This window comes from Alteromonas naphthalenivorans, from assembly GCF_000213655.1.
GTDB lineage: Bacteria > Pseudomonadota > Gammaproteobacteria > Enterobacterales > Alteromonadaceae > Alteromonas > Alteromonas naphthalenivorans.
In genome coordinates this window covers 4928011-4945621 of the sequence record NC_015554.1, presented here as the reverse complement: position 1 = coordinate 4945621, position 17611 = coordinate 4928011, and the positions used below count along the sequence as shown (strand labels likewise).

The following is a 17611-nucleotide window of genomic DNA, read 5'->3' as shown; positions in this document are numbered from 1 at the left end:
AGTTTTCCAATGCCCATCAATACGGTGTTCGCATTATATACTGCGCATTATGCCGTTATTCAGGCAGTTGCGCTACGTCGCTTAAGTAAAGTCTCTGTTACTTCTTGTTGGCGCGCATCGGTAAGCGGATAAAGCATAATTAGGAGTGCGCCTGCTATACCAAAGCAGGCAGGTATCCAGCTCATCAATGCCTGCATGCCCGGTAAGGTTTGCGAAATGGAATCGACTTGCATGCCGTCATAACCATAACTTCCTAGTACCAACAGAACGAGAGCACCTGCAAAGCCTCCACCGGTTTTCTGTACAAAAGAGCCTGCTGAATAAACTAAGCCTGTCGCTCTTCGGCCTGTACGCCATTCGTTATAATCTGCAGAGTCGCCAAGCATGGAAAAGAATAAGGTTGGCATGATCGCAGCGAAAAACTCCGCACTACATCCCAATACAAATATGCCCGTAACAGAACCTAGTGGCACAAAGTAAATTGCACATGTAAGTGCGCTGCTAGCCAATAACGAGAGAATAAATAGATTTTTCCTGCCCATAAAACGCGATAATGCTGACGTGGCCAATGCGCCTAATATCGATACCACCAATAAGGCAATAAAATAATATCCGGTGAGCAATTCATCACCAATGTAGTACTTAAAGTAATAGGCAATGACACCGTACTTTATGCCGTTAAACATCATAGTAAGGAAGCCCATGCCTAGCAAAATGACCCAGGGTTTATTGGTAAGTAAATCAATGATGTCTTGTTGTGAACGACTATTGCTCGCTTCAGGTCGATTTACAAGGCGCTTAATAAAGATGGATGTTATCGATATGACTACAACGAAAGCGATGCCACTTGGCCAATTTCTATAATAGAAAAAGGCAGTAATGGCCGACAGCGGGAACAGAATTAACGGTAGCTGACGAGACAAGTCTTTTAGTTCTTGAAGTAAGCTTGCTCCGTCGTTTTGCACTACTGGAACCCTCTCCTTGGTGGTGGCCACAGTCGTGAACATCAATGCGACTAAGAGAGTAGCAAAAAGGTACATGGCATATTGATAACCCTTTGCAGTATTACCTTCACCGAAGAACGCAACTAGCATAGGTAAGCACCCCATGACGAGCAGTCCTCCCATAAAAGCTCCAGCAAATCGAAAGCCGGATAAACTGGTTCGCTCTCGGTCGTCGCTTGTCATCACGCCCATTAGCGCTGAATAGGGTACGTTATTAACCGTGTAAGCTAAGGTTAGCCCTATGTAGGTTAGGTAGGCATAGATGAGCTTATTCGTATAAGAAAAATCAGGTGTGGTGAAACACAGCACCATGAATAAGCCTAAAAAAGGGGTAGAGCCTAATATCCAGGGTCGAAATTTACCGAGTTTAGTTTGCGTTCTATCGGCAATCATTCCCATGATGATGTCAGTAACGCCATCCGTAAGACGTACCACCAAAAAAAGCATGGCAGCGGCCGCAGCAGTTAACCCAAAGGTATCTGTGTAAAACACCGCCAAGTATGCAAGGGCGCCTCGCCAGACTAGATTAGCCGCTGCATCGCCCAACCCATAACCAATCTTTTCCCGCACACTCAACGAATGATTCACAGCGTATTCCTTTTATATTTGTTATTTACGACTAGCTAATAAACGTTGGTAAGCCTTCGCACTATTTTTAAAAGTACGTTCTTGGGTTTCGAAATCGACATAGACAAGACCGAACCGCTTTTCATAGCCCTCGGCCCATTCAAAGTTATCCATGAGGCTCCACGCGAAGTAACCACCCACTTTCACGCCTGATTCCATCGCTTCATTAACCGCGTTTAGGTGGCCAGTGTAATAGTCTATTCTATCTTCGTCGTCTACCATACCATCTTGGACTACATCTGCCATGGCAGCCCCGTTCTCGGTAATGTATACAGGTGGAAGTTTATAACGCTCATCCAAAGAAACGAGCAGTTCACGTAAAGCTTCAGGGTAAATTTCCCAACCAATATCCGTCATGGGGGCTTGGTGGGCGTGCTCGTGAAAGAGATCTTCTGCTTTATGTGGAGCAGAGTAATGAAGACGGGTATAGAAGTTAATGCCAAGAAAATCTAAAGGCTGACAAATAATTTCCATGTCACCTGATTCGATGGGAGGCTTGTCACTATCTGCTAATGCCTCGATAACATAGGGATAACTCCCTTCCATCACAGGTTGCATATACCATTGATTTATATATTGATCTGCCATTTCTGTGGCGAGCTTATCGGCTTCAGAATCTGATGCGCTATAGCACGGGGTAAAATTCAACACGATACCGTTCAAAGCATGAGGCGCATTTTTTCTTAGTACCTGCATACCTAGTCCGTGGGCAAGTAAAATGTGATGGGCGGCAGCTCGACCGAACTTTCTTCCTTTTCGGCCAGGCGCATGAACACCAATTTCATAGCCTAAATATGCAGAACAAAAGGGTTCGTTGAAAGTGGCATAAGAATAAACTCGATCGCCAAGGGCTGTGGTAATTTTATCAGCATAGTTTGCGAAATCGTAAGCGGTTTGACGATACAGCCATCCGCCTTTTGTCTCTAAATACTGTGGTAAATCCCAATGGTAAAGGGTGACGAACGGTTTTATATTCGCTTCAATTAGCACATCAAGTAATTGAATATAAAAAGAAACGCCTTTTTCATTTAATTCGCCATCCTGAGTCATCACTCGAGGCCAAGATATAGAAAAACGATACGCATCTACGCCAAGTTGTTTGAGCATTTCAACATCATCGCGCCACCTAAGAATATGTTCACAAGCTACCACGCCATCAGAATTATCAGCTACTGCCCCAGGCGTGCGACAAAAAACATCCCAAATACTTTCCATTCGATTTTCAGCATCTCCCTCTATTTGAAAAGAAGAAGTCGCTGTTCCAAAGGTAAATTCTTTATCTAACATGGGGCTTGTTTTGGGTAGCTCGATGTCTTTCATCATTTCTTAGGGTCCTATTACAATTCTCGGTAATGTAGCGAGGTGAAAGTTTGAATGCGTGAAAAATAAACGCTACGGATGACTTCACCTATTTTGTTTATAGCATGAACACAACATTTTGAGAAAGCGCTTTCTTTGTAAAGTTGTTATGTTTTATCTTTACGTTACAGATTCCCTGTTTACATTTGGCTGGTTGATGTTCACAGATTTCACTTGAGGGTATAATTCAAGTTTTTGATTTATAATAATAAATATAAATAAGAACAGTTATCTAATATTAAGCTTATTTTTCGTTGTGAAGTTTGTGTGAAAAAAATGTTGATCTTTAGTCTAGGATGACTTAGTTTTGAGAAAGCGCTTTCTCTTGCGGGTGTTTCGTTGGTAAACCTGAGAAAGCCCTTTCTTGGGAAGCGCTCATTACTCAGCACAACATAAGAGAGAAAGACAGTGACACATAACAAGCTATACAAATCTAAAATCGCTACTAGTCTGTCTTTAATATTGGGAACAGGCCTGATGTTCCCAGTACAAGCACAGGAAGCTAGCGAAAATGACAATATAGAAGTCATTCAAGTATCTGGGATTCGAAGCAGTGTTCAAGAATCGATGGGCATTAAGCGCGATTCAGCGGGTGTTGTTGATGCTATTTCCGCTGAAGACATTGGTAAGTTTCCTGATACAAACTTAGCAGAATCCCTTCAACGTATTACCGGTATATCGATAAGCCGAAATAACGGTGAAGGTAGCCAAATTACGGCGCGTGGTTTCGGCCCCGATTTCAACATGGTGACGTTAAATGGCAGAACGATGCCAGGCGCTGCGTTACCTAATGGCGGTAGTGTTGGTAATTCTCGTGCATTTAACTTTTCTGATTTAGCATCTGAAAGTGTCCGTGCTGTAGAGGTTTATAAAACCGGTCGCGCAAGTATAGCTACTGGTGGTATTGGTGCCTCAGTTAATATTCGTACTGCAAGACCATTCGATGCGTCTGAAACTGGCATCATGGCGAGTGTCGGTGCGAAAGCACTGCATGACACGACAAATCGCGTGGGTGACGATGTCACAGCCAGAGCTGTCTGGGTTTATTAACTACTTAAACGACGACAGAGTATTTGGGGTGACCTTTACTGGGTCCTACCAGCAACGTGATAGTGCCGCACAAGGCGCATTCGTTAATGAATGGCGAGTAAATCCGTTTAATGGCACGGTACCACAATCTCCAGATCCGGCTAATCCAGATAGTGGTGATCCTATCGTTCTAAATAATGCACCAGCAATGGGGCAATTATTTGGTATCCCTTCAGATTTACGTTACTACATGGCGGACAGAGAGCGTGAGCGTACCAACGCCCAGCTTACTTTTCAGTATGCGCCAAGTGATGATCTCGTGGCTACCCTAGACTACACGTATTCAAAACAAGACTTATACGAAGCTCGTGCAGAGCAGTCGATTTGGATGGACGACCGTTACTTTACCAACCTAACCTTCGATGACAATACGGTTAAAACTCCCGTGCTGATTACGCAAGAGCGTAGAGATTTATTGCCTCGTGACTTGGGCTTAGCGATACAAGAGCTTAATCAGGTTAACGAAAATAAATCAGTAGGTTTTAACGTTAAATACTTTGCTACCGATGATTTAACGCTGCATTTCGACTTGCATAATTCTACTGCAGAAGGTCGACCAGATTCACCTTACGGTACATGGACAAACCTTGGACTTGGTGCGAACGTTGCTCGCGGTCAAGGTGTCGATTTCTCCGGCGACTTCCCTATCATGATGCTAGATTTCGACGATGTTTCTCGTACGAATCTAAATGGAAACGGCGTACTTGACCAAGACGATGTGGGTACATCAATTCTTGATATGAACTTTGCTTCACAAGAAACAGAAATTACCCAAGCTCGTATTGACGGTAGCTATGCTATGGATACCGGAAGTATTAACTTCGGTATTGAATCTCGTGCTATGGAAAGTACGTCGCTACAATCACTTACTCGTCATACCATGGGTAACTGGGGTATTGAAAATCCAGGTGAATTGCCAGCAGGTTCATTAACCCCTCTCGATTTAGCCAGTGAATTCAGCGACTTCAATACCACAGGTATGTTTTCACAAGGTTTCACCGGAAGCGTGGCTGAAATTGGTGCTTTCGCCGCTGACGAGTATGGTTTCGATTTACTTGCCAATAACCCATTTGCAACTAACCGTACCATTGAAGAAGATATTACGTCGGTTTATTTCGAGCTCGATTTATCCGGTGAGCTCAATGGTATGGAATACAACCTATTGACCGGTATTCGTTACGAAAATACAGATGTTACTTCTATTGCGAATATCAGTTTGCCTAGCGGGATTGCATGGGAAGGTAACAACGACTTTAACGTTCGTTTCGGTAGCGACATGGAAGATGTGGAAGTTGATTCAAGTTATGATCACTTCCTTCCTGCGTTAGATTTCGATATTGAAGTAATGGAAAATGTGATTGCACGTTTCTCATATAGCAAAACCATCGCCAGACCGACTTATAACAACTTAAGTGCAGCTTCTACCGTTGGTACGCCAAGTAGCCCCACCCTTCTTAGCGATGGCCCAACGGCAACGGCAAGTTCTGGTAACCCGGCCCTTATACCTCTTGAATCTGACAACGTAGATTTATCGCTAGAATACTACTTTGATGAAACCAGTTACGTATCGGTAGGTTTTTACGATAAACGCGTTAAAATCTTTATTGGTAACGAGCAGGTTGAAGAGAATATTTTTGGCCTAACTGATGCTACCGCAGGCCCTCGTGCACAAGCTGCTATGGACGAGCTTGAAGCGCGCGGTATTCCTATCAGCGATACCTCGTTATTTAACATGGTTGCTGCAATGGAAAATGGCGTCGATTACGACTCTATGACCGATGAACAGTTCGAAGCAGAATACGACATTATTCCAAATGGTGACGATCCATTGATGACTTTCATCAATTCGAAGCCTGTGAATAACAAAAATGCCAATATTTACGGATTTGAGCTGGCTGCACAACACTTCTTCGGCGATACCGGTTTTGGTATTCAAGCGAACTATACAACGGTTACCGGTGACATCGGGTTTGATAATAATGCAAACCCAAGTATTACCCAGTTTGCGTTAGTCGGCTTGAGTGATACCGCCAACTTGATATTCATGTATGAAATGGATGCACTTCAAGCACGTATTGCCTATAACTGGCGTGATAAGTTCTTAGATACCACGTCTCAATATGTGAATGAGCCAGGCTATACAGAAGCATACTCGCAAATTGATTTTAGTATGTCGTATGAAGTGTCTGAAGCATTGACGGTATCGTTTGAAGGAATAAACATTACCGATGAAAATATTCGTCGACACGGAAGAACCAGCGCTATGCTGTGGCAACTAGATGAATTAGGAGCGCGTTATGCATTGGGTGCGCGTTACACCTTTTAAATAAAGCGTACGCTTAGATGATATATGGCCTATTGGGGTGGAATGCGTTGCACCTCAATGGGCTTTTTTGTCATAGTGGAGACTGAATAAAACAGTAAAGTAAACACAACGCTTAGCAATAAAGAAACAAGCCCTCTACACTTAATGAAAAAGGGATAAACAGTGTCGAACCAACCTATTAAGCATGTAGTCATTGTGGGCGGTGGAACCGCTGGTTGGCTGTGCGCTGGAGTATTAGCCGCTAGGCTGGGTAATCGCATCGGCAACAGTGACGAAAGCGCAATTAATATAACGCTGGTGGAGTCGCCTAATGTGCCAAGTATTGGCGTGGGGGAAGGTTCTTGGCCTTCATTACGCGATACACTTCAAGAAATAGGTATCAAGGAAGCAGAATTTCTTACTTGCTGTAATGCATCCTTCAAACAAGGTTCTACCTTTGCTAGCTGGCGAAACGGTCAACAAAATGATAATTATCAACACCCTTTCACTACACCCACAGGCTATACTGAACTTGATATTCACCGTTGCTGGCAACAGTTTTTCAGTAACGAATCGTTTGAGCAAAGCTTTTGCTTACAACCCGATATTTGTCATGCTGGACTAGCACCAAAGCAAAACTCCACGCCTGAATATGCTTACGTACTGAATTACGGCTATCATTTTGACGCCTCCGCATTAGCGACCCTGCTTACAAACCATTGTAAAACCAGCTTAGGTGTAAAGCACACGCAAGCGCATATTGCGAACGTGGTTACACAAGATAATGGCGATATCGAGTCGCTGGTGACTGAAAACGGCGATACGATAAAAGGTGACTTGTTTATTGATTGTAGCGGTCAACAAGGGCTATTAATCGACAAACATTACCATGTGCCATGGCATTCAGTGTCGTCGGTGCTGCTAAATAACCGCGCCGTGGCCGTACAGGTGCCTTATGGCAGCATCGACTTGTCGGCATCTGCCGATACCATTGCTTCAACGACAATCGCCACAGCCCAAACCTGCGGTTGGACGTGGGATATTGGCTTGCAACACCGTCGTGGTGTGGGGCTAGTGTATGCCAGTGACTATGCAAGCGAGGAAAATGCAGAATCTATACTGCGCGAGCACTTAGCAAAGCGGTTACCCCAAAGTGAGTTAGAAAACCTCACATATAGACATTTACAGTTTGACCCAGGCTATCGAAAGCAGTTTTGGGTAAATAATTGTATTGGTATGGGGATGTCAGCAGGCTTTATCGAGCCGTTAGAGGCCTCGGCAATTGCGATGGTTGAGCTAGGTATTCGCATGCTGTGCGACCAATTTCCGCAGAACCGACAACACATGAGTCACGTGGCCTCGCGTTACAATCAGCGTTTTACCTATCGCTGGGAAAGAGTTATCGACTTTCTAAAATTACACTATGTGTTAAGCGAAAGAGAAGAGCCCTACTGGTTAGCACAGCGAAGTGAATCCAGTATTCCAGACTCGCTAAACGCCTTACTCGATTTATGGCAGTACCAAGCCCCCTCTCGTTACGACCTTATTGAAAATGAGGAAATCTTTCCTTCGGCAAGCTATCAATACATTTTGTACGGTATGGGGTTTCACACCACCGGCAGACAGCTTGATAAAAACAGCAACATGGTTAAAAAAGCCTTCGCGTTAAAACAAAGCCTACAAAAAGGCAAACGCCAATTGCTTGCTGGGTTGCCAACCAACCGCGATTTACTCACCGCCATTTCTCATTGTGTAGAGAAAGAAACCACAACAAATGATAACGACAAGAAAGAAGGACCTCGCCATGATGTCATCGGATTCCGATAATTCAAACACTTCGGGAGCGAAAACTAGCCCAGTAAAGCGTGTCGTGATTGCAGGTGGTGGCACCGCTGGCTGGATGGCGGCGACAGCGCTTTCAAAATTACTCGGCAAATCCCTTTCCATTACGCTGGTAGAATCAAAAGATATCGGCATTGTTGGTGTTGGCGAGGCGACCATCCCCCCTATTCGTACGTTCCACAAGCTCCTCGGTATAGACGAAAAAGCCTTCATGCGTGCCACCAATGCCACCTTCAAATTGGGCATAGAATTCGAAAACTGGCGAGAGCAAAATCACAGTTACATCCATTCATTTGGGGTAACAGGTCGAGAGTGCTGGGCAGGCGAATTTCATCACTTTTGGTTACGAGCAAAAGACCTGGGTTTTGGTGGTGACTTCGGTGATTACTGCACCGAATTAAAAGCCGCGAAAGAAGGTAAGTTTGCCTATGGCGAACGCATGCCAATGAACTTTGCCTATCACTTTGATGCCGTGGCTTACGGACGCTTTTTAAAAGAGCTAGCGGTAGAAGCGGGAGTGACGCATATTGAAGGTGATATTCAGCATGTAAGTAAATGCTCACATACCGGTTGTATATCTAGTATAAAGCTTTCGGATGGTCAGGAAATAGCGGGTGATTTATTTATCGACTGCACTGGGTTCAAAGGGCTGTTGATAGAAAAAACACTTCATACCGGGTATGAAAACTGGAGCCATTGGCTTCCCTGCGACAGTGCTTTGGCAGTACAAACCGCGTCGACGGGCGCGCCCATTCCTTATACAAAAAGTGTGGCACATACTGCGGGCTGGCGCTGGAAAATTCCGCTTCAAAATCGAGTGGGTAATGGTTTAGTTTACTGCAGCAATTATATGAGCGACGACGAAGCTAAAGACACCTTATTAAGTGCCATAGAAGGCGAGACGTTAAATGAACCAAGAATTATAAGATTTACACCAGGTAAACGTCGGTTAGGGTGGAATAAAAACTGTGTTGCATTAGGGTTAGCCAGCGGTTTTATCGAACCTTTGGAGTCTACTAGTATTCACCTGATCATGACCGGTATTGTACGCTTAATGCGCTTGTTTCCATTTGATGGAATAACCCAATCGACCGTAGATGAATACAATAATAAGTACAACAGTGAAATGGCAGCCATTCTCGATTTTATTGTGATGCACTATAAAGTGACCAACCGAAAAGACAGCCCATTCTGGGAACATTGCAATAGCATGGATATTCCCCCTTCCCTCACTCACAAAATAAACCTATTTAAACAAACTGGAAGAGTGTTTTTAGATGATGGGGATATCTTCCGCGTCGATTCGTGGACACAAGTTATGATGGGGCAAGGCGTGGTGCCAGAGCAATATCATCGGGTAGCCGATGAAATGTCTGAAACCGAACTTGAGCGGTTTCTAGCCGGCTTAAAACAACAGGTAGATAAACAGGTATCGGCGTTACCGTATCATCAAGACTTCCTTAAGAAATACCTGTAATTAATAGAGCGAAGTTGATTATCCTGTTTCACCATAAACTCATTCAATGATTAGGCTAATTATCAATTTATGGTGAACTGCTATGCTTTAGCCAACATTAAGCACTAGCGCCTAAATGAGTAGAAGATACTGCTAATCATTTTTTTACCAGTAGCCTTTACTAACAGCGCATGCACAGTTCGCCCCTTAGCGTGGTGCACAAATATTTCTTAAATAGGAAAATAGCCAGATGAAAGCTTACTCAGTATTGGATGTAATCGTTAAAGATGAGAGTTGGGTTCCAGCGTATATGGAAAGCGTGGGCGACATAGTGTCGAAACACGGTGGAGTATATTTAGCTAATAGCACTAACTACGAATTTGTAGAAGGTAGCGGTAATAAAGAAGCGGCGCGGGTTATTATCGAATGGCCATCTGTAGATGCTGGTAAAGCGTTTATGTCAGACCCAGCTTATCTTCCCCATTTAAAGGCACGTCAAGCTGGCACCATCAGTAATCACTTTTTGATTGAAGGCAAAGCCTGATATTGCGTTAGCGCAGTGTCCGCCGCATTAGTGTCGCGTTGGCTCTTCAACAATACGCCATAAGCACTATGCCGGAAGTGGGGAGATGAATTATCTATCCAAGCTCGGTCTAGTGCGAATGGAAGTGTTATCAATTAGCGTGGCATATTCCCAATCTGCTTAAGAATACTGCCGAAGGCTTTGCCGCCATTTTTTTGAATTTGCTTATCGAAATATAAACTACCTAAAACAAAAACGGTGATATGACCTACCGAGCGCCATGTCGCATGGGTTTTGCCGTCGATTTTCTTCAACGTAATTTCACCTAATTGGTGATCATAAGGAAGCGGTTTTGACTTCACCACTTTATAGCCTAATTTATAGGGAGGATCGTAAGCGACTATTTCTTCATGCAAGTTGGCCCCACCCGCAATAATCTCTCGCACAGCACCAAGACCATTTTGTTCCAACTTACCTTCAACAATAAGGTTGGATGCTTCCACGCCTTTAAATTGTGCATAGTTTGCATGGTCACTTAACGTGGCAAAAACAAAGTCTATTGGCTGGTCGATAATCCGCTCTACATGAATTGAAAACATCCACTGCCCCTGATGCATTTATTGTTATTGAGTACGACTGATTTATTCACTGCTTACTCAAATATAAAGCAACAGATATATAGCTCAAATAACCACTTTTGATTTGTAACTAGAGGTTGAGGGAGGGCGCTGATAAGCACTTATGGTAAAAGCTTAAAAAAACCTCGCGATATCGCGAGGTTTCTAAGTTTATTGTTCGATTTACTAAGGGTTACTGAGCTTTATTCAATATTCTGGATCTGCTCATTGAGTAGCGGCCTAGACCCTAACAAACTCAATGAGTTATCGAAAAGAAACCGTTCAAAAATGCCTGTTTGCCCACCAAACTGCCCACCACTTGCCTATGGCTTTTACTAAATCTTAGTGGTTAGCAATGGAAAAACAGTGTCGTTTTTATGCTGCTGTTAGAGCAAAACATAGCAGTTTTGAAGGGCTTTATCGAGTAATTTTTTCAACACTTTATTTAATAATGGATACAATAATATCCACTTTATGTTTTATTTCGATATAATGGATATGACTGTATCCATTTGGCCTTTGCGGATGAAATTTACCTTACTTGATGATACCGATGTAAGCCACGCCTATGCGGCTTATTTACGTGAGTTACGAAAGCAGGCAAAGCTGTCACGAGCGGCGCTTGCTGAGCGAAGCTGCGTACCTGCGGCCACCATTAAGAAATTTGAGCTGACCGGGCAAATTTCATTTCGCCAATTGCTGTTGCTATGGCAGACCCTTGATTCGCTAGAGAGGCTCTATCAACTCACACAACCTAGCAAAGAACGGGTCACTATGCCCTCTAGTATTGATGAGGTGCTAAAAGATGAGTTTTAAACCCATTCAAAAACTCGCCGTGACTCGCACCTTAAGTTCAGGTGAGCAGGTTGCAGTAGGGGTCTTGGCGCAGAATCGGCAAGGCGTTTTTTTCCAGTATGCAGACAGCTACTTGCAGCAGTTTGGCAACTTATCACCTTTTACCTTGCATGCGAACGCGCAAGTTCAAGTCGCTCCTAAAGCGCCGCACCAAGGTGTACATGGCGTATTTGGAGATTGTTTACCCGATGGCTGGGGCATGCTGTTACAAGATCGTATTTTCCGGCAAAAGGGCATCCTACCTAATCAATTAACGGCGATGGATAGACTGGCCTTTGTCGGTGATAAAGGCATGGGAGCATTGTCTTTTTCTCCGGTGTCTGAGTTTTCAGCCACCACGCACGCGGATATTGATTTAGCGACGTTAGGCTTAGAAGCACAAACGCTGTTCGATTCTTCGATGTCAGATTATATGGATGATAATCACGATGAGTTAGATGGGCATACTCAACAGGTGTTGGCCGCATTAGTCGCCGGAGGTAGTTCGGGTGGGGCAAGGCCTAAGGCACAAATTTATATGCCTGCTGGGGAAACTCAGTATTGTCGAACCTTCGCTCAGCTTGGAGATGAGGCTTGGCTGATTAAATTTACTTCTAAAAATCTCGCGCTCGGGCATGAAGAAGGTTTGTGCGAGGCAGTTTATTTACAAATGGCAGAACTTGCTAAGTGTCAACCGCCGCAATGGCAACTCATTGAAGCACCACCTACCAGCGGTGCGCCTGCCTGGTTAGCGCTTAAGCGTTTTGATTATGTCACTGAACAGGCCGATTTAGGCAGTAATCGCAGTTCAGGTCGCCTGCATATGCACAGCGCTTGCGGGCTAATGGATGCAGACTTTCGAACGCCAAGTTTAGATTACATTGATTTAATTAAAGCCAGCCGTCAGTTGTGTAAATCGCCAGCGGCTGGACAACTGCAATTTCGCCGCGCCATTTTTAATCTGCTGTCGTCTAATCAAGACGACCACAGTAAAAACTGGGCGTTTTTGCAAGCGGATGACGGTCAATGGGATCCTGCCCCTTTTTACGATGTGACTTACAGCCCACATCCATTCAACGAACACGCCACTGTGTTCGGAGGTTATGGTAAAGCGCCACCGCTTAAGGTGATGCAAAAACTAGCGACCAGTGCGGGCTATGGGAGTTGGCATGATGCAAGGCAAGTCATTGAAGAAGTTGCAGAAGCCATCAGCCAATTTGCTTATCTTGCGACGCAGCTAGAGATCAGTAAAACAACAGTGTCTGCGATTGCTAAGACATTGGAGCAGCGCAAACAAGAAAATGCAGCGCTTTTTCAATGAAAGTAAAACAAACTTTTCAATTCACAATAAATAGATAGCAAGGTCATCGTGAGCGAATATCAATACTATAAATTTGAGCGTCTGGATGGGTATTTAGATGCTAAAGCACGTCAAGCACTCAGGGCCATTTCAAGCCGTGCCGAGATCAGCGCTACGTCCTTTCAGGTGTATTACACCTACAGTGATCTAAAGGCCGAGCCTTTTGAGCTGATGTTAAAATACTTTGATATCGGTTTTTACTATGCCGATTGGGGCTCAATCGATGTATACATCAAGCTACCAGCAGGAACGCTTCCAGATGCGTTACTTGGCTTTTCAAGTGATGGACTTCATATTCACGAAAACGATGAGTGGCAGTTGCTGATTTTTTCCCTTGAGGAGTATGATGAGTATTTTGACGATGAGCATGCTGACGACTTTTTCCAGCATTTAGCTGGGTTACGCAGCGGGTTAATGCAAGGGGATTGGCGCCTTGTGTACTTTATGTGGCTCAAAATGTTTGATTTTAATGATGACGTTGAGCGAGTGCCGTTAATTCAATTCGATTTTGAGCACTTCAGTGAAGAGGAGCAGGCGTTTGCAGCGCTGTATGATATTCCCTTAGCATTAGTTAAGGCTCTGGCCATGGTGCTGAAGGAGCAACCCAGTCACCTAGCCAAACAAACCCAATTTCAGTTTGATTCGTGGCTCCATAATCTCTCGCAAGCAGAGAAAGACACGCTTTTACGCACGCTGTTTGAGCAAGGCCAGCTAACCCGACACCAAGCCTTAGCGCTGACGCGAAAAGAACCTGTCAACACAGACGAGATCTATCAATACTGGTTAACCTCCGCCGTCATTTCTCCTTTCATTGAGCAAGCGCAAAGTCAATTACAGCAAGAGCAAGCCGCAGCACTCGCAAAAAAATTAGCTATCGAAAAAGCGGAAAAAGAAAAAGCGTTGACGGATATCTACAATCAACATGAGCACTACTGGCAGCAAGCACAAGAGCAAGCGGATCGCACTTGCGCCAGTGGTTACGATGCGGCATCAAGCTATCTGCATCAGCTGTTTGAGGCCTATCAGTTCAAAGCGGATGAAGCGGCGTTTGAACAACGTTTTAAGCGCTTTGTTGTGGCGAATAATAGCCGTAAAGCACTGTTAAATCGCTTGAGTGATTTGCTTTAAACGATGAGGCGATAGGCTGGCCAAATGACGTTAGCAAAAAACCGATTGAGGGTTGGTTGAAAGGTTGTAAGCCCACCAAAGGTCTACAAATTGTTACCTATGAAGTCACTTTGTGTAGACCTCGGGGTCTAAGCAACGCGCTTTTACCATCTCTGTGGTAAATACTGCGTGAAATACAAAGGCATCACGATATTGGTTTGCTCTAATGCGGATGAGCCTTGTGTACCCGTTAACTTAAAGGTTTTACTTGGAGTACATTTTTCAACGTAGGATGCCAACGATTTTGCTCTTGTACGTTTACCACTTTTGACCTCCACAGGGACGATATCGCCTTCATCGGTCGCCAAAATAAATTCGATTTCGGCGCGGGCGTCATTCCATGAATAGCTTGGGTCAACGCCAATGGCAGTGAGCTCTTGTTGCACAAAGTTTTCAGCCACATAGCCTCTGTAGTTATAAACAGAGAGATCATAGTTTTGTTGCTTAATTTCTTTATAACTGCTGCCGAGCATATGATTAAGCAGGCCCACATCAAACAGAAACAGTTTCACCATATTTTCTTTTTTATAGGCCGCTAACGGAGATTTCGGCAATCCTTCAATAGGGTAGTTTGGCAAAGCTAAGCGGCAGCAGTTAAGCCAATGGATCGCGGTTTCAAAATCGCTATAACGAGATTTACGTTCATGCACATGCTTAAATTTAAAGCGTTTAACCGACTCATCGCTGACAAGTGATAGCTGGGCTGGAATGCTATTAAATACCGATTCAATCAGTGTGGCGTCGACCTTGCCCGCGTACTTACCAAAATCGCGGCGATAACCTTCCACTAAATAGGCATGAATTTTTGTGACTTTTTCAACACGCTCTAGAATGCTTGAATCCTTATACTGATACCAAGCAGAAACGGCTTCCGGCATACCACCAGTAAAAAAGTAGTCAGTGAGTTTGTCCATCAATTTGGTGTGTACTGCCGGTGTGCTTGCTTGACTATCAAACGCTTTGATCAGCGCTTGCTCGTTGGATGCGTAAATAAATTCTTGGAAGGTCAGTGGTCGTAAATTGTATTGTTCTACCTTGCCCACAGGGAAGGTGTTGAGCAAACCAATATTCGAGCCGCTGGCAGCGACAAAATAGGACGGTGCTTTTTCAGCAAAGTACTTTAGTGAGGTAACGGCACGTTCACATTCGCCAATTTCATCTAATATCAGCAGATCGGTTTCTGGGTTGAACGCTTGGTTGGTTAACAACTCAATGTTCATTACTAGCTCGTCAGGTGACAGAGAGCCATCGAACGCTTCTTTGTAAGCAGGGTTTTCAAGGAAGTCGATACGAAGGATGTTGGCAAAGGTGTTCCCAAATATCTCTTGTAGCAGATAGGTTTTACCTGTTTGTCTTGCACCATCGATCAATAATGGCTTGCGCACCGGTTGATTTTTCCATGCTATTAGGGCGTTGAGTAAGTTGCGCTGCATTGTCATTTCCCGCCAATTAAGACTGTTAACTGCCTGTAGTATAACTCAGTCTACACTTTAACGCGCAGAAAAGTGTGGAATTATACATTTTTATGCGCATAAAAGTGTAATCCGCAACCTTTGGCATTCAGGGATCCATTTCATCGCCTTGACCAACGCGCAAGCTAAACCTAAAGGTGGGATATAAATCCAATTATATTGAGTAAAGTAGGAATATAGTCCTACATATAAATTGTTGGAGTTGCTTGGGATTCAAAGTTGGACTATATTCCCATTAACGGTTAAATAGTGGGAATATAGTCCCTTTGGTTGGTGATATGGCTAAGCGTGACTTACACAATGTACTGTTTCCAAAGCAGCGCAAAATCCTGAGGCATTTTGGTGAAGACTTGCTGTTGGCGATGAAACGACGTGGTTTTACAAAAAAGCTACTGTGTGAACGTACTGGTTTTGATCATAAAACCGTGAATAAAGTCTTCGCCGGTGATCCGGGCGTTGCCATAGGCACTTACTTAAAAGTGATGGCTGTTCTTGGCATGGAAAGCAACTTTGCAGAAATGGCCGCTCATGATGAAGTGGGTATCAAGCTGCAAAACATAAAATTGCTGGAAGGTTCAAAATGAGCCGTGAAATCGTCGAAGTCTATGCCGACTGGCAGCCAATTGAAGCGCCTTTGCTAATTGGGCTGCTTGCTCACAGTGATTCAAGCCGAGGTGGCGTATTTAGTTTTGCCTACGATAAAGCATTTTTAACCTCAGCCTATCGCTTGCAAATTGATCCAATCCTAACGCTTCACTCCGGTGAACTCTATAACGATGAAGCCGATAAAAACTTTCGCGCATTTCTTGATTCATCGCCTGATAGATGGGGGCGTATTTTAATGCAGCGGCGTGCGGCGATTGAGGCGCGCAAAGGCATTCGAGCAACAAGTCGATTAAACGAATTGGATTACCTGCTGGGCGTACATGACTCTTATCGGATGGGGGGGATTCGATTTAAGCGAGTAGGCTCGGATGCTTTTTTGGACGGCAACTCTGAGTTTGCTGCGCCACCAATGGCTTCTTTGCGAGAGCTAGAGCACGCAGCAATGCAGATTGAAAAAGACGATAACATCGACAGTGACGAGTATTACCGCTGGTTGAAAATGCTGATTTCTCCAGGCTCATCATTAGGTGGTGCAAGGCCCAAGGCTTGTGTCACAGATGAACAAGGCCACTTGTGGATTGCCAAGTTTCCCAATCTAAATGATACCCATGACGTGGGCGCATGGGAGATGGTCTGTTATGAATTGGCTCTTGCGGCAGGTGTTCACATGTTTCCAAGTGAGATCAAGCAATTTTCGTCACAGCACCATACCTTTTTAACCAAACGGTTTGACCGCGACGGTGAAAAGCGGCTGCATTTTTCATCGGCCATGACACAGCTTCAATACTATGATGGTGAACAATCTCAAGGTGCTAGCTACTTAGAGATTGCTGAATTTATTTCCAATTCTGGTGCACAAACCGCAGCCGATTTAGCTCAGTTATGGCGTCGAATCGTGTTTAATATTGCGGTGTCCAACACGGATTATCACCTGCGTAACCATGGGTTTTTATTAACAAAGAATGGCTGGAAGTTATCACCCGCTTATGATTTAAACCCGATAGTGGGTAAGCATGGCCTGCATCTGAATATTACCGATGCAGACAACGCTTTAGACTACCAGCTAGCCTTTGATGTGAAAGACTTCTTCAGACTTTCGCAAACCCAAGCCACGCAAATTTACGATGAAGTATTAATGGCGGTTAAGCAATGGCAAACCGTTGCTAAGCGGCTAGGGATCAGCCGAGCGGAGCAAGCCATGAAACAATCAGCGTTTAACGTTTAATGAGTCAGTGAAACTATATTTTCATTTTTCAGCAGATAAAGAAGTTTTAGTTTCACTTTATGCTTTGCCTCATACTCCATGTGTTTTAACACTTCGCTCATCCCTTGGGCTTTTGGGGCAGTTTG

General features: G+C 44.2%; 12 protein-coding genes and 1 pseudogene. 9 read left to right on the top strand and 4 right to left on the bottom strand.

Features of this window, described 5'->3' with window-relative positions:
- Positions 1–59 precede the first annotated feature (59 nt).
- Both AMBT_RS21625 and AMBT_RS21620 read right to left on the bottom strand, forming a co-directional pair.
- Positions 60–1592, bottom strand: a complete 1533-nt coding sequence (locus tag AMBT_RS21625; RefSeq protein WP_013786799.1) for an MFS transporter — start codon at positions 1590–1592, stop codon at positions 60–62.
- Between the two features lie 21 nt (positions 1593–1613).
- On the bottom strand, positions 1614–2951 hold the full coding sequence (locus AMBT_RS21620) for a GH1 family beta-glucosidase (RefSeq protein WP_041453223.1): 1338 nt from the start codon (positions 2949–2951) through the stop codon (positions 1614–1616).
- Between the two features lie 447 nt (positions 2952–3398).
- Between AMBT_RS21620 and AMBT_RS21615 the strand changes: the two are divergent.
- The 4 genes and pseudogenes from AMBT_RS21615 to AMBT_RS21600 all read left to right on the top strand — a co-directional run bounded on the left by AMBT_RS21615 (position 3399) and on the right by AMBT_RS21600 (position 10226).
- A pseudogene (locus AMBT_RS21615) lies at positions 3399–6405 on the top strand (TonB-dependent receptor).
- 162 nt (positions 6406–6567) lie between these two features.
- A complete protein-coding gene (locus AMBT_RS21610; protein ID WP_013786797.1) occupies positions 6568–8211 on the top strand; it encodes a tryptophan halogenase family protein in 1644 nt (547 codons plus the stop codon).
- The gene (locus tag AMBT_RS21605; RefSeq protein WP_013786796.1) at positions 8189–9703 is read left to right on the top strand and encodes a tryptophan halogenase family protein; all 1515 of its coding nucleotides are present in this window, start codon (positions 8189–8191) and stop codon (positions 9701–9703) included. The genes AMBT_RS21610 and AMBT_RS21605 overlap by 23 nt, the downstream gene beginning before the upstream one ends.
- Positions 9704–9932: 229 nt before the next feature.
- Positions 9933–10226 carry a DUF1330 domain-containing protein gene (locus tag AMBT_RS21600; RefSeq protein ID WP_013786795.1) on the top strand — a complete coding sequence of 98 codons (294 nt, stop codon included), beginning with the start codon at positions 9933–9935 and terminating at the stop codon, positions 10224–10226.
- A 134-nt stretch (positions 10227–10360) separates the two neighbouring features.
- On the opposite strand, the gene AMBT_RS21595 is transcribed toward AMBT_RS21600, so the two are convergent.
- On the bottom strand, positions 10361–10804 hold the full coding sequence (locus AMBT_RS21595) for an SRPBCC family protein (RefSeq protein ID WP_013786794.1): 444 nt from the start codon (positions 10802–10804) through the stop codon (positions 10361–10363).
- A 543-nt stretch (positions 10805–11347) separates the two neighbouring features.
- Here AMBT_RS21595 and AMBT_RS21590 point away from each other — a divergent pair.
- From AMBT_RS21590 to AMBT_RS21580, 3 genes are read left to right on the top strand one after another with little or no spacing between them, the layout of a single operon-like run.
- Positions 11348–11638, top strand: coding sequence for a helix-turn-helix domain-containing protein (locus AMBT_RS21590; protein ID WP_000673265.1), 291 nt, complete (start codon positions 11348–11350; stop codon positions 11636–11638).
- Entirely contained in the window at positions 11628–12977 is a 1350-nt protein-coding gene (locus AMBT_RS21585; RefSeq protein ID WP_013786793.1) for a type II toxin-antitoxin system HipA family toxin, read from the top strand. Before AMBT_RS21590 ends, AMBT_RS21585 begins: the two co-directional genes overlap by 11 nt.
- 48 nt (positions 12978–13025) lie before the next feature.
- Entirely contained in the window at positions 13026–14144 is a 1119-nt protein-coding gene (locus AMBT_RS21580) for a hypothetical protein (RefSeq protein WP_013786792.1), read from the top strand.
- 143 nt (positions 14145–14287) lie between these two features.
- On the opposite strand, the gene AMBT_RS21575 is transcribed toward AMBT_RS21580, so the two are convergent.
- Positions 14288–15616: an ATP-binding protein gene (locus tag AMBT_RS21575; protein ID WP_013786791.1), complete on the bottom strand. Its 1329-nt coding sequence runs from the start codon at positions 15614–15616 to the stop codon at positions 14288–14290.
- Between the two features lie 317 nt (positions 15617–15933).
- On the opposite strand from AMBT_RS21575, the gene AMBT_RS21570 reads away from it, so the two are divergent.
- Together AMBT_RS21570 and AMBT_RS21565 are read left to right on the top strand one after the other, a co-directional pair.
- The gene (locus AMBT_RS21570; RefSeq protein WP_041453222.1) at positions 15934–16239 is read left to right on the top strand and encodes a helix-turn-helix domain-containing protein; all 306 of its coding nucleotides are present in this window, start codon (positions 15934–15936) and stop codon (positions 16237–16239) included.
- Positions 16236–17486, top strand: coding sequence for a type II toxin-antitoxin system HipA family toxin (locus tag AMBT_RS21565; RefSeq protein WP_013786789.1), 1251 nt, complete (start codon positions 16236–16238; stop codon positions 17484–17486). The genes AMBT_RS21570 and AMBT_RS21565 overlap by 4 nt, the downstream gene beginning before the upstream one ends.
- The last annotated feature ends 125 nt before the right edge of the window (positions 17487–17611 follow it).